Origin of the sequence: Brachybacterium sp. AOP3-A1-3, from assembly GCF_052378285.1 — a bacterium.
Classification (GTDB): domain Bacteria; phylum Actinomycetota; class Actinomycetes; order Actinomycetales; family Dermabacteraceae; genus Brachybacterium.
Map to the genome: position 1 here is coordinate 24,639 of NZ_JBQSXM010000016.1, position 13,630 is coordinate 38,268.

The window sequence follows — 13,630 nt, forward strand, 5'->3', positions numbered from 1 at the left end:
GGTCAGGTGCCGGCGGGGACCTCCGCCTCGGCGCGCACTTCGCGGGTGGCCTGGACGAGGTGGCGCAGGCTGGCCTCGGTCTCGGCATAGCCGCGGGTCTTCAGGCCGCAGTCGGGGTTCACCCACAGCCGCTCGGGACCCACCACGGCGCGGGCACGGCGCAGCTGATCGGCGATCTCCTCGGCGCTGGGCACGCGCGGGGAGTGGATGTCCCACACGCCCGGGCCGATGCCGCGGGGGAAGGCCCCCGGGTCGATGGCCTCGAGGATCTCTCCGCGGGAGCGGGCCGATTCGATCGAGGTGACGTCCGCGTTCAGGGCGTCGATCGCCCCGACCACCACGTTGAACTCGCTGTAGCAGAGGTGGGTGTGGATCTGCGTGGCCGCCTGCACCCCGGAGGTCGCCAGGCGGAAGGAGCGCACGGACCAGTCGAGGTAGTCCTCGTGCTGGGCAACCCGCAGCGGGAGCAGCTCGCGCAGCGCGGGCTCATCGACCTGGACGATGCCGATCCCGGCGGCCTCGAGATCGGTGACCTCGTCGCGCAGGGCGAGGCCCACCTGGTCGGCGGTGTCTCCGAGGGGCTGATCGTCGCGCACGAAGGACCAGGCCAGGATGGTGACGGGGCCGGTGAGCATGCCCTTGACGGGGCGCGGGGTGAGGGACTGGGCGTAGGTCGCCCAGCCCACCGTGATGGGGGCGGGGCGGTGCACGTCGCCGAAGAGGATCGAAGGGCGGGTGCAGCGGGAGCCGTAGGACTGCACCCAGCCGTGCTCGGTGGTCGCGAAGCCCTCGAGGTTCTCGGCGAAGTACTGGACCATGTCGTTGCGCTCGGGCTCGCCGTGCACCAGGACGTCCAGGCCCAGCTCCTCCTGGAGCGTGATCACGCGGGCGATCTCGTCCTGCATGGCCTGTTCGTAGCCGGCGTCGTCGAGCGTGCCCTTGCGGTGGGCGGCGCGGGCAGCACGCACCTCACCGACCTGCGGGAACGAGCCGATCGTGGTGGTGGGGAGATCCGGCAGGCCCAGTGCCTGCCGCTGTGCCTCAGCGCGCACCGCATACTCCGCGCGGTCGGTGTCCGCTGAGGTGGTCGCCGCGGCACGCTCGCGCACGGCGTCCACGCGCACCCCGTCGAAGGTGCGTGGCACCGAGCGGGGGCCGTCGATGTCCCCGGGGCGCACGTCCCCCGCGGCGAGGGCGACGATCTCGGTGATCTTCTCGTCTGCGAAGGCGAGGGTGGCCAACAGTTCTGCGGGCAGCGTGGTCTCCAGCTCCAGGGTGTGGGGGACGTGCTGGAGCGAGACGGACGTGGACACGGAGATCGCGTCGGCCGACCCGCCGGCGGCGGTGACGCGCGTGCGCAGCTCGGCCAGGCGCGCCGCGGCCGTGGGCAGCTCGGTGCGCCACACGGAACGGCCCTCGACGAGGCCCGCGACCAGCTGCACGTCGCCGATGCTCGCGAGCTGGTCGACGGTGGGCAGGCCGCCCCGGGTGAGGTCGATGTGCACGGCCTCGGCCCCGGTGGCGAGCAGCACGGGCAGCAGATCGTCGATCCCGCCGTAGGGCGTGGTGACCAGCAGCTGCGGTCGCGGCACCGTCTCGGCGAGGCGGCCGACGGACCGCTGCAGAGCATCGGCGAGCTGGTCGCTGGTCAGGCGCTGATCCGCGGCGAGCGCCGGCTCGTCGAGCTGGACCCAGCCGGCGCCCGCGGTGTGCAGGCGCTCCAGGAGCTGGGCGTACACGGCCACGACGTCGTCCAACCGGTCCAGCGGGTCGAACCCCTCAGGGGCGCCGTCCTGCGCCTTGGCCAGGAGCAGCAGGGTCAGCGGGCCCACCAGCACCGGGCGGGTGCCGGCGCCGTCCTCGAGGGACTCCGTGAACAGCTCCACGAGGCGCTGCGAGGCGAGGTGGAGGTCGGTGTCCGGGCCGATCTCGGGCACCAGGTAGTGATAGTTGGTGTCGAACCACTTCGTCATCTCCAGCGGCGGCTGCTCGGCGGTGCCGCGCGCGAGGGCGAAGAGCCCGTCGTCGTCGACCGTCCCGTCGGGGCCGACCACGGAGGCGAAGCGGTCCGGGATGATTCCGACGGCGAGCGCGGCGTCGAGCACCTGGTCGTACAGGGAGAACGACTCCGGGGCGGCGTCGGCGGCATCCAAGCCCAGCTCGGCGAGGCGGGCACGGGTGGCGCGGCGCAGCTCGCGGGTGCGGCGGGCGAACTCGGCGTGGTCGATGCGGCCGGCCCAGTAGGCCTCCTCGGCCTTCTTCAGCTCGCGGCCGGGGCCGATGCGGGGGTAGCCGACGGGCGTCGCGGCGGGCAGGGGCGTGGTCTGCGTGGTCATCGGGGGTCTCCTTGCGACGTGGTGGACCAGCGGTCCAGATCGAGGTGATCGAGCACGTCGAGCGCGTCGGCGTGCGAGTTGAAGGTGAACAGGTGCAGTCCGGGGGCGCCGGCATCGAGCACCCGACGGGCGAGGTCGACGGTGAAGCCGACGCCGATGCGGCGGCGCTCGACGTCGTCGGCCGCGATCTCCAGGCGATGCAGGAGCTCGCGGGGCGCCTCGACGCCGCTGATCTCGGCGAGCCGCTCGAGACGTCGGGGATTGGTGGCGGGGACGAAGCCGGGCACGACCGGGAGGCGGATGCCGGCGACCTGCGCCCGGTCCAGCAGCTGGCAGTAGGCGTCGGCCTCGAAGAACACCTGGGTGATCGCGAAATCCGCGCCCGCCTTCTCCTTGGCCACGAGCACCTCGGTGTCGTGGCTGGTGGTGGGCGATTCCGGGTGACGGTAGGGATATGCGGCGACGCCGATGCTCACGCGTCCGCCGGCGAGAGTGGCGGTGCGCTCACGCTCGATGTCCCGGATCAGCTCGATCAGGGGGCGGGCGAACGGGATCTCGTCGTCCTCGAGGCGGTGGCCCTCGGGCTGGTCCCCGCGCAGGGCGAGGATGCCGCGCACCCCGCGGTCCAGCAGCGCGTGGATGATCGTGGTCAGCTGAGCCCGGGTGGAGTCGATCGAGGCCAGGTGCACCAGGGGGCGCAGGCTGGTCTCGGCGAGCACGTGCTCGGTGAGCTCGAGGACGCGGGCGAGGTTGCCGTGGCCTGCGCGGCTGGTCACGGAGACGTAGTCGGGGGCGGTGGCCTCGAGATGGCCGATGGTGTCGCGCAGGCGCTCGAAGGAGACATCCGACCGGGCCGGGAACAGCTCGTAGCTGAGCGCGGGGCGGTGACGCACCGGGGAGGTGCGCTCGAGCTCGGGCAGCGTGGTGGTCGCGGACATGCAGGGAAAACTACGGTCGTCCAGGAGCGGCAGGGAAGGAAAGTGTGCACGTGTGAACCAGCGCGACGACTCCGCGGCTCCCGAGCCACCGGGGTTCACGCGGGGTCACGCCCGGACGTGCCGAGGGGGCCTCGGCACCCGAAACCGGGGCCGGTACCGGTGCCGGGGCCGGCGCCGGGGCCGCCGGGCTCTCAGCCCGCCTGACGCAGCGTGCGGTGGGCGAGGATCGCGGCGAGCACCATGAGGATCGCACCGATGCCGCTGGTCAGCTGGACACCGGAGTCGAAGGCGGTGCGCGCGGACTCCAGCAGCGGGCCGGCCACGGCCTCGGGCAGGGTGCCCGCGACGGATGCTGCTCCGCCGAGCGTCTCGGAGGCCGCCTCCTGGTGTGCGTCGGTGAGCCCCGCGGGCAGCTCGACCTGGTGGCGGTAGGCGGCGTTGAGCAGACTGCCCAGCACGGCGGTGCCGAGCACAGCTCCGGTCTCGTAGGCGGTCTCGGAGATCGCGGAGGCGGCGCCGGCCTTCTGGGCGGGGACGGCGGCGAGGATCAGGTCGTTGCTGAGGGTCTCGGCCGCCCCGATCCCTGCGCCGAGCAGGCAGAAGGCCGCCAGGAGCACGAGGTCGTTCCCCCCGCTCCCGGTGAGCGCGACCAGGGTGAAGGCGATCGCGTTGAGCGCGAGCGCGCAGCTGATGACGATGTGCGCGGGCACATGGCGCACGATCCGCACCACCACGAGCCCAGCGACGATCGTGACCACCAGCCCGGGGACCAGGACCAGGCCGGCCTCCATCGGGGAGCGGCCGCTGACGAGCTGGAGGTGCTGGGACAGGAAGTAGAGGAATCCGACCAGCGAGAACACGCTGAGCAGGTTCGCGAGGACCGCGCCGGTGAACGCCGGCCGGGTGAACAGCGAGACGTCGAGCATCGGGACGGGCCGGGCGAGCTGGCGGCGCACGAAGGCGACGCCTGCCACCACGGCCACCAGCAGGCAGCCGACCACGAGCAGGCTCACTCCGCTGCTCGCGGCGGTCTTGATGGCGAACACGAGGGGCGTCATGGTCGCCAGCACGAGCAGCACGCTGAGCGGGTCGAGCGGGCCCGGAGCGGGGTCCCGGGACTCGGGCAGGAGGATCGGGCCGAGGATCAGCAGCGGCAGCATCACGGGCACGGCCAGCAGGAACACGGAGCCCCAGGCGAAGTGCTCGAGGAGGAACCCCCCGACGATCGGGCCGAGGGCCGCGCCGCCGGAGAACGCGGCGGCCCAGATCGCGATCGCGGTGCGGCGCTGGGACGGGTCCTCGAACAGGTTGCGGATCAGGGAGAGCGTGGCCGGCATGAGCACGGCGCCGAACACCCCCATCAGTGCGCGGGCGGCGATCAGAGTGGGAGCGTCCGGGGAGAGTGCGGCCAGTGCGGAGACGGCCGCGAAGCCGGCGCTGCCGATCAGCAGGAGCCGACGTCGGCCGAAGCGGTCCCCGAGGGCACCCATCGGCACCAGCAGTCCGGCGAGCACGAGCGAGTAGATGTCCACGATCCACAACAGCTGCTGACCGCTGGGCGCCAGTGCCTCGGAGATGACCGGGAGCGCGAAGGCGAGCACGGTGTTGTCCACGGAGACCAGCAGCACGGGCAGCATGAGCACTGCCAGCGCGATCCAGGTCGAGCGCGTGGCGCGTCCGGGGGTGGTGACGTCGACGGCGGGAAGCACAGGGGACTCCGGGTTCTGGTGCGAAGGGGATCTTGATGTCGCGAGGAGCCCGGGCCGGGCCGGGTCCGGTCGGGACGGCGACCAGAGCAGACTAAACCGTCCAGACGGTACAGTTCTAGAGGGAGAGGGTCAGATCACCAGTAGGGTCGACCCCATGACAGCTCGCGACGCAGTGCTCGACGCCTACCAGGCCATCCTCCTGGAGCACGGCCAGCGCGCCACCACGCTGGCGGCCGTCGCCGCGAGGGCCGGCGTCTCCAAGGGCGGCCTGCTCTACCACTTCACGTCGAAAGAAGCCCTGGCGGCAGGCCTGATCGCCCGCCTCGACGACCTCATCGACGAAGACCTGCGGGAGATGAGTGCCGCACAGGACGGCCCCTCCCGCTACTACGTGCGCACGTCGGTCTGGACCGACGGCCCTCTGGACCGCACCCTCGTAGCCGTCGCGCAGCTCGCCCAGGAATCCCACGCCGAGGCGAGGGCCGCGATGTCCCGCGCTCGCCGGCAGTGGCTCGCCCTGATCCGCGAGGAGGTGGGCGAGGAGGCGACAGCCCACGCGATCCTCCTGCTCGGCGACGGGCTCTATTTCGATGCCGCACTCAGCGGGGGCATCCACCCGGACCGCGAGGACCAGTTCTCCGTCGAGCACCTGCTGCCGATCGTCGACCGCCTGCTCGACGCCGCTCCGGCCTGACTCCGCGCAGCGCCAGACCGTCAGGCCTCGGCGCACCTCGCACCACTTGCTGGACCTCACGACTTTCCATGTCCGTTTTTTCCCTTTCTACCCCTTTGCCCGCTATGCTGGAGCGACAGAGCCACCCATGCACGGGCGAGCTCAGGACGCTCGAAGGAGTTCAGGGATGCGGATCGGTTATGCGGCAGGAGCCTTCGATCTCTTCCATGTGGGGCACCTGAACCTGCTTCGCCACGCCAAGGAGCAGTGCGACCTGCTGGTCGCCGGTGTCGTGAGCGACGAGATGCTGCGCGAGGTCAAGGGCATCGAGCCCGTGATCCCGACTGCAGAACGGGCGGAGATCGTCCGCCAGATCCGCTACGTCGACAACGTGCACATCGAGACGACCCCGTCGAAGCTCGACGCCTGGAACGAGGTCGGGTTCACCCACTTCTTCAAGGGCGACGACTGGCGCGGGACCGAGAAGGGCCTGCGACTGGAGCAGCAGTTCGCCGCGGTCGGGGTGGAGATCGTCTACTTCCCCTACACGGCGCACACCTCCAGCACCACGCTGCGACGAGCACTCTCGGCGATCACCTCCGCTGCGGCACCGCAGCCCGCCGCCGCACAGAAGAGCTCCACCGTTCTGCCACTGCCGGCCATCGCCCTCTGACGTCCGCGGCGCAGGCCGCTCCCCACGATCGCCCGACGGGTCGGTCCTCCATCCCGAGGGCCGACCTCTCCTTGTCCTTCGTGCGGTGACACATCTCGTGCGGTGCCAGGTCGCGGCTCCGGCGCCACGTCGCTGCGTCGGACCCGACCACCTGCCGTTCACCGAGGACCCGGAGAAGTGGACACCCCCGAGAGGGGGTCGGTGCCTCATCCTCTCGGGGGCGCGTCGTGATCCGCCGCTCTGCGGGCGCCCGACATCCGGCCCGGCCCGTCGACTCCGTCAGACCCCTCAGTACGCCCCACGCGAGGCGAGGACCGCGCGCACGGTGCGGCCGAGGATCAGGAGGTCCTGGGTGAAGGACCAGTTGTCCACGTAGAAGAGGTCCAGGCGCACCGTGTCCTCCCAGGACAGATCGCTGCGACCGGAGACCTGCCACAGACCGGTGATGCCGGGTCGGACGGCCAGCCGACGACGGGCATCCTCGTCATACCCGGTGACCTCCTGCGGCAGCGCGGGGCGCGGACCCACCAGGCTCATGTCGCCGCGCAGCACGTTCCACAGCTGGGGCAGCTCGTCGAGCGAGTAGCGCCGCAGCACCTTGCCCACCCGGGTGATCCGGGGGTCGTCGGCCATCTTGAACAGCACGGCGTTGCCCTTGTCGCGGGCGAGCTGCTCGAGCTCCGCACGGCGCGCCTCGGCGTCGATCACCATGGAGCGGAACTTGAGGAACTCGAACGCCGTTCCCGAGCGTCCCACTCGGTCCTGACGGAAGATCACTCCCCCGCGATCGCTCCACCACACGCTCAGCGCGAGGACCGCGAACACGGGAGTGAGCAGAATGAGGAGCGTCGCGCTGGCCACGATGTCGAAGGCTCGCTTCGTCCACTTCAGGGCATTGCGTGCGCGCGGGAGATCCATATGGACCAGGGGCAGGCCGGCGACTGGGCGCATCCTGATGCGATCGCCGGAGATCTCGCTGACACCGGGGACGACGATCACGGCGACGTCCTGGTCCTCCAGCTCCCACGCGATCCGACGGAACTCCTCCGCGCTGGCGGACGAGCCCGCGGTGAACAGGACGACGTCCGGCTCCTTGCTCCGCACCAGCGGGAGCAGTCGGGACTCATCCCCCAGGACCGGGACGCCGGCCTCCTCATCCTGGGCATCCTCGTACATCGGTGTGACCGCCCCGAGCACGTCGTAGCCGAGCCAGGTCTCCCGTGCCAGCGTGCGAGCGATGCCGCTCACGTGCCCTGCGGATCCGACGACGAGCACCTGGAGCCGCAGCCGCCCGCGGACGCGCGCGCCGTTGACCGCGCGTCGCGCCGCGAAGCGCACGAGCAGCAGCAGCGGCGGGCCGACGAGGAAGAGCGTGACGAAGAAGGGTCGTGACAGCGGGATGTCGGCGAGGAAGAGGATCGCGCCGAGGATGCCGACCGCTCCCACGCAGGCGGTGAGCACATTGCGGTAGATCTCGGCGCCGCTGGCGATGAGGCGGGGATTGACGCCCCCGAACACCACGATCGCGAGCATCCATCCCGCACCGATGACGATGCTGTTGTGCACGACCGTCCCGGACAGTCCGGGGGCGCTGTCGAGGAACTCCAGGTTCTGGCGGATCACGAACGCGATCAGGCATGCCAGAGCGATGACCATGGCATCGGCGAGGAGGAGCGACCCGGTGATGAGGAGATCCCCCCGCCGGGCCCGTCGCCGACGCCGCCGGGACGGCGCAGTCAGGGGCGTGGCCAGCGGCGCAGCCACCCGTTCGATGACCGGCACGCTCACCGCATGAGGAGCGTCGACAGCCGTGATGGCCTGCTGAACCGACATGAGAAGCCTTTCGGGGAGACGTCGTGCGGACGCCTCGCGCGAGATCAGCCTGGATGTCGACTCCTCGCATCGCACCGTTGCGACCCGAGAGTTCGTCCAATGTCCGTTTCGCGGCTTTCGCCCGTTACGTCACTATACATCCGTTATGACCGATGTGAAGGGTGTCGGTCGGCGCACGTCGACCAGCGCGCCTCGCCCCGCCATCAGGGCATGGAAAAAGCCGGCGCGAACCACGTCATGCGTGGTTCGCGCCGGCTTCGCGGCGTCAGAGGTCGATCAGTGCGTGTTGAGGTGCTGCTGCAGCGCCTTGACGGTCCCGTAGGACGTGCGGAAGTCCCACACACCGTTGCTCTTCAGGCCGATCGCGGCGCGCAGCTTGCCCGTGGTCTCGGAGCCGATCTTGCCGTCGGCCGTAGCACCGACCTTCGACTGCAGGGCCTTGATGTCGCTGGAGGAGAGCGAGCCGTCCTGCGCCACACCCACCCAGGCCTGGAGGGCGCGGGTGCTGGCGGGACCGAACTTGCCGTCCACCACGAGGTTCGCGGAGCTCGAGGAGCCGTCGGTCGACGGCGCGCTCGGGGCCGGGGCGCTCTTGGCGGGGGCGCCGCTGTTGAGGAACGACTGGAGCGCCTTGGTGGTGGAGTAGTTGGTGCGGAAGTCCCAGGCGCCGTTGCTCGTGAGGCCGATCGCGGCGCGCAGCTTGGCGGTGGTCTTCGCGCCGATCTTGCCGTCAGCGGTGGCGCCGACCTTCTTCTGCAGGACCTTGATGTCGCTCGTGGAGAGGTGACCGTTGGGGCTCACACCGATCCACGACTCCACGGCGCGGGTGGTGGCGGGGCCGAACTTGCCGTCGACCGCGAGCCCGGAGGTGGAGGGGCTCTCGCGATCATCGTCGCGGGAGGAGCCGCCACCCGTGGATCCGCCGGGCTGGGCGTTGGAGTCAGCGCCGCCGTTGGCCTTGGTGAGGCCTGCGCGCTTGCCGCAGACGGGCCAGGCGCCGGGGCCCTGCTGCTGCAGGGTGCGCTGGGCGATGGCGATCTGCTCGGACTTCGAGGCCTTGTTGGCGGTCGAGGCGTACTGGCCGCCGCCGAAGGCCTTCCAGGTGGAGCTGGAGAACTGCAGGCCACCGTAGTAGCCGTTGCCGGTGTTGATCGCCCAGTTGCCGCCGGACTCGCACTGGGCGACCTTGTCCCACACGGAGTTGTCGGCGACGGCGACCCCGCCTCCGGCCACGCTCAGGCCGGCGGCGACGACGGCGCCCCCGGTCGCTGCGGCCACCTTCGGCGCCACGCGCACACCGCGGAAGTAGACAGCGGAACCATCGGCACGATGAGAAGGGATTCGGCGTGATGCGGACATCGGGGACTCCTGGGGAAAGGATGAGGAAGCGCACGGAACGGACGCTTCCGACGGGCCATCCAGCGCCGTCCGATCAGCGTGCACGCAGGCCATGAGCCCGCGCGCCCGTTCCGGGCTCCTGCCACCGTGCCCCGGGCGCACCTCCCGGAAAAGGCTTGCAGACCAATCCCGACCGCTAATTTTAGGGTTCTTTTACCGAAACTCCCGGAATCCAGAATGACACCGCGGGAATTACTGAGTACAAAGGGCCGCGCCCGCACAGTCGCGGGGGCCTGCCTGCACCGCGCGCCTGCCCCCGCGCGTACGGGTCAGATCACCGAGCGGCCACCGTCGATCCGCATGTCCTCCCCGGTGATCATCGCGGAGTCCGGGCTCGCGAGGAAGGCCACGAGGGCGGCGATCTCCTCCGGGGCCACGAACCGCCCGGCGGGGATCTGGGCGCGCGCCGCATCACCCTTCTCCCCCACCCAGATCTCCCGCGCCAGGGCGGTGTCGGCGATCGTGGGGGAGACGGCGTTGAGGGTCACGCCGCGGCTGGCCCACTCCACGGCCAGCACGCGGGTGAACCCCAGCACCCCGGCCTTGGAGGCGGAGTAGGCGGCGTGCTCGACCAGGCCGATCCCGGCGGCCTGCGAGGCGATGTTCACGATGCGCCCGTAGCCGGCCTCGAGCATGGCGCGGCCGGCGGCCTGGGTCATGAAGAAGCTGCCGGAGAGGTTGACCGCGAGGGTGGCCTGCCAGTCCTTCTCGGACAGGTCCTCGCCGGGGGCGAAGCGGCCGATACCGGCGGAGTTCACGAGGATCTGGGGTGTCCCGACCTCGGCGACGACGCGGGTGATCGCGTCCTGCGCGGCGGCGGCGTCGGCGATGTTCGCGGTCACGGCCAGGTGCTCTTCACCGGGCAGCGCGGCGATCGCGTCGGCGAGCGCGGGGGCGATGTCGACGCCCACGATGCGGGCGCCGCGCTCGGCGAGGTGGGTGGCGATGGCCTGGCCGATCCCGGCGGCGGCGCCGGTGATCACGGCGATCTGATCGGTGAAGTCGGTGGTCATGAAGGTTCTCCTGTCCTCCGCCGGCCGGCTCGGGGCAGGGACGCGCGCTCGGCCGCGGAGAGGGCCGATGATGCGCGTTCCCGGTGACGGCGGGCCCGCGATGTGATTGCCTGGTCCTCCCAGTGTCTCCCGACACCGTAGTCCTCACCCCGTGGAGCCGCACATGACCTCGCACCCCGCTGCCGATGCAGAGAGTGAGCCCGCACGCGAGCCAGCAGCGGATGCCCTCTTCCCGTCCGCAGCGTGGCAGCCCCTGCCCCGCGCCGAGGGACGCGAGCAGCCGGTGTCGATCGTGCGCCGCGACGACGTCGTCGCCACCCCGCCAGGATCGGGAACAGGGTCAAGGACGGGAACAGAGGCAGGGGCAGGTTCAAGAACGGGAACAGGCACAGGCACAGGCACAGGCACAGGGAACGGCGACCAGCCGGGAGCTGGACCGGCCCGGCTCGAGGAGCGCCGCTCCCCCGTCGGCGGCGAGGGGCCCCGGGTGCTCGCGCGCGACGGCGACACCGCGCTGGTGCGCTTCCGGCATGCGGCCCGCGCGGCCCGGGCGGTCGCCCTGCAGGCCAACGGCTGGTGGCGGCCCGAGCCCCGGGAGGCCTGCGATCTGCTGCCCACGGGGGACGGCTGGTGGGAGGGGACCTTCGAGGTCCCCGCGGACTGGCGGGCGACCTACGGCTACGTCGAGCATCTCGAGGACGGGGAGCCGCCGTGGTGGGAGGCCGGCCTCAAGAGCCCCGGTGCCGCCGTGGTCTCCGACCTCTCCAATCCCCGTCGGCACCGGGCGGGGCGCGGAGGTGCGCTGCGCGCGGTGGTCTCCGTCCCGGACGACGGCCCGTTCGCCCTGGGAACGACACGGGACGGCGAGCCCTCGCCGCTCCTGCACACCTTGGACACCACGGCGCAGGAGCCGCTGACCCGCTGGTGGGCCTCGCGTCCCGGCGATCCGGGCTGCGAGGACCTCGATCCGTCGGCCCCGCTGCCGCTGCTGGTGGTGACCGACGGGCTGCAGCACGTGGACCAGCTGGGCACGCCGGCGGGCCTGCGCCGCGGGGTGGCCAGCGGGGCACTGCCCCCGCTGGCGGCGGTGTTCGTGGAATCCGGTCCGCGGCGCGAGGAGGTGCTCGGAGTGCCGGGCGGGCAGGCCCGCTGGATCGCCGAGACGCTCGTGCCCCGCCTGCAGGAGCACGGCCTCGGGGACGGCCGGACCCGGGTCGCCGTGGTCGAGGACGCCGCGCGCACGATCGTCGCCGGCTCGAGCTTCGGTGCCCTCACCGCCCTGTTCGCCCTGGCGCGGGCCCCGCAGCGGATCGGCGCGGCGATCGCGCAGTCGACCTCCCTATGGCGCTACGCACCAGGGGCGCTGGCCGGGCCGCTGGGCCGCGCCGGCGGGGAGCACCCGGTGCGGCTGCGACTGCATGCCGGCCGCTTCGAGGAGACGATGGCGCAGCAGGCCCACGACCTGGTGGAGACGCTGCGGGCCGACGGCATCGATGCCAGCTCGGCCGTGCACAGCGGCGGCCACGACTGGGCGTGGTGGCAGCCGACCATGCTGCACGAACTGGCATCGCTGCTGGCCGAACGCCCCTAGGATTCTCGGTGTGACACCACCGCGCTCCGTCAGCCCCCTCGGGGCGATCTGGCGCGTCCTCGCGATCCTGGCCTGCCTCGCCGTCCTGGTCACCGGCCAGCTCACGCGATCCAACGACCTCTTCCCCTTCGGCGTGCTCGACCAGTTCTCCTCGGGCACCGATCCGAACGGGCAGGTGGTCAACACCTGCCTCCAGGGGGAGCGCGCGGGCGAGGAGCCCTTCGACATCCCCTTCGGCCCCCGTTCGGTGGGGATCGCCCGGGCCGATGTCGAGAACACCCAGAGCGCGATCGTGGCGGACCCCGAGCTGCTCGCCCCGCTCGCGGCGGAGTACGACCGCCGTCATGCGGACGAGGAGCCGTTGACGGCGCTCGTGCTGTGCCAGCGGATCACCCCGCTGCGCGACGGCACCGCCCACGGCGAGGTGCAGTTCGTGGAGGTCACGAGGTGGACGGCCGCATGAGATCGATCCTGCTGCCCACCCTGCCCGTCGCCCGGGTCCAGGTGCTGCGCGTGCTCGTGTACGCCTTCGTGGTGCTGGACATACTCACCCTGTCCGGCGATGTGATCGCCCTCGCCGGGAACAGCGACTTCTACACGCCGCTGCTGCTGGCCCGCATCCTCCACGTCCCGGCCGTGACCCCGCTGGTCGCGCAGCTGCTGCGGGCGGTGATCCTCGTCGCCTGCGTGGCGGCGGTGGCCGGCTGGAAGCCGCGGATCTCCGGCACCGTGGTGGCGATCGCCTTCTGGGCATGGATGTTCTACAGCCAGGGCTATGGCTACGTCGCCCACGACCACATGGCGCTGATGGTCGCGGTGGCGGTGCTGCCCACGGTCGCGACCCCGTCGGCCCCTCGCCCCGCCGGCCCTGTCGACTCTGCCGGCCATGCCGACCCCGTCGGCCCTGCCGACTACACGGACCCCGCTGCGGGCGGCGCGCCCCTGGACGAGGCGCGCAGCGAGGCGGCCGGCTGGGCGCTGCGCTGCATCCAGCTCGCGGTGGTCGCCACCTACTTCTTCTCCATCGTGCCCAAGATCCGCTACACGGGATCGCTCGCGGCCTGGGGGAACAGCGCCATCCTCACCTGGGCGTCGCTGCGCCGCGGCAGTCTGCTCGCGCACTGGCTGGTGGAGCACACCCCCTGGGTGTTCGTGCCGGCGCAGTGGGGCGGCCTCGCTCTGGAATCCCTCTCCCCCGTGGTGCTCTTCCTGCGCGGCCGGGCGCTGTACATCGCGATCGCCCTGTACATGAGCTTCCATCTCGCCACGCTCGTGCTGCTGGGCATCCACTTCCTGCCCACCGTGATCTGCTGGGCGGCGTTCCTGCCGCTGGAGCGGTGGCGGCAGCTGGGTCGGGGCCGACGGGCTCCGCGCACCCCGCGTGCTCCGCGCACCCCGCGCGCCCTGTGAACCCACGATCCCGCGATCCCGCGATCCTGCGATCCTCGGCCGGGGCAGTGACACGA

Annotated in this window: 11 protein-coding genes; 5 read left to right on the forward strand and 6 right to left on the reverse strand. The window is 71.6% G+C overall.

The features are described 5' to 3' along the window. Nucleotides 1-2: 2 nt before the first annotated feature. The 3 genes from metE to ACT3T5_RS15905 all read right to left on the reverse strand — a co-directional run bounded on the left by metE (nt 3) and on the right by ACT3T5_RS15905 (nt 4,983). Nucleotides 3-2,336 carry a 5-methyltetrahydropteroyltriglutamate--homocysteine S-methyltransferase gene (metE, locus tag ACT3T5_RS15895; protein WP_444594864.1) on the reverse strand — a complete coding sequence of 778 codons (2,334 nt, stop codon included), beginning with the start codon at nt 2,334-2,336 and terminating at the stop codon, nt 3-5. Next, nucleotides 2,333-3,274 carry a methylenetetrahydrofolate reductase gene (locus ACT3T5_RS15900; RefSeq protein WP_444578883.1) on the reverse strand — a complete coding sequence of 314 codons (942 nt, stop codon included), beginning with the start codon at nt 3,272-3,274 and terminating at the stop codon, nt 2,333-2,335. The genes metE and ACT3T5_RS15900 overlap by 4 nt, the downstream gene beginning before the upstream one ends. Before the next feature lie 191 nt (nt 3,275-3,465). Further along, nucleotides 3,466-4,983, reverse strand: a complete 1,518-nt coding sequence (locus ACT3T5_RS15905; RefSeq protein ID WP_444594865.1) for an MFS transporter — start codon at nt 4,981-4,983, stop codon at nt 3,466-3,468. Between the two features lie 154 nt (nt 4,984-5,137). Between ACT3T5_RS15905 and ACT3T5_RS15910 the strand changes: the two genes are divergently transcribed. After that, nucleotides 5,138-5,677, forward strand: coding sequence for a TetR/AcrR family transcriptional regulator (locus tag ACT3T5_RS15910; protein WP_444594866.1), 540 nt, complete (start codon nt 5,138-5,140; stop codon nt 5,675-5,677). Nucleotides 5,678-5,843: 166 nt separating this feature from the next. Continuing rightward, nucleotides 5,844-6,329, forward strand: coding sequence for an adenylyltransferase/cytidyltransferase family protein (locus ACT3T5_RS15915; protein ID WP_444578880.1), 486 nt, complete (start codon nt 5,844-5,846; stop codon nt 6,327-6,329). 288 nt (nt 6,330-6,617) lie between these two features. Here the strand turns inward: ACT3T5_RS15915 and ACT3T5_RS15920 are convergent, their stop codons facing one another. From ACT3T5_RS15920 to ACT3T5_RS15930, 3 genes are all read right to left on the reverse strand, one after another. Beyond that, complete coding sequence (locus tag ACT3T5_RS15920; RefSeq protein ID WP_444578879.1) at nt 6,618-8,162, reverse strand: sugar transferase; 1,545 nt, start codon at nt 8,160-8,162, stop codon at nt 6,618-6,620. 276 nt (nt 8,163-8,438) lie between these two features. Further along, nucleotides 8,439-9,521: a transglycosylase family protein gene (locus ACT3T5_RS15925; RefSeq protein WP_444594867.1), complete on the reverse strand. Its 1,083-nt coding sequence runs from the start codon at nt 9,519-9,521 to the stop codon at nt 8,439-8,441. Between the two features lie 308 nt (nt 9,522-9,829). Continuing rightward, a complete protein-coding gene (locus ACT3T5_RS15930; RefSeq protein WP_444594868.1) occupies nt 9,830-10,573 on the reverse strand; it encodes a GolD/DthD family dehydrogenase in 744 nt (247 codons plus the stop codon). Between the two features lie 163 nt (nt 10,574-10,736). On the opposite strand from ACT3T5_RS15930, the gene ACT3T5_RS15935 reads away from it, so the two are divergent. From ACT3T5_RS15935 to ACT3T5_RS15945, 3 genes are read left to right on the forward strand one after another with little or no spacing between them, the layout of a single operon-like run. After that, nucleotides 10,737-12,164, forward strand: a complete 1,428-nt coding sequence (locus tag ACT3T5_RS15935) for an alpha/beta hydrolase (protein ID WP_444594869.1) — start codon at nt 10,737-10,739, stop codon at nt 12,162-12,164. 10 nt (nt 12,165-12,174) lie between these two features. Beyond that, entirely contained in the window at nt 12,175-12,627 is a 453-nt protein-coding gene (locus ACT3T5_RS15940; RefSeq protein WP_444578875.1) for a hypothetical protein, read from the forward strand. Then, entirely contained in the window at nt 12,624-13,574 is a 951-nt protein-coding gene (locus tag ACT3T5_RS15945; protein ID WP_444594870.1) for a hypothetical protein, read from the forward strand. Before ACT3T5_RS15940 ends, ACT3T5_RS15945 begins: the two co-directional genes overlap by 4 nt. Nucleotides 13,575-13,630 lie beyond the last annotated feature (56 nt).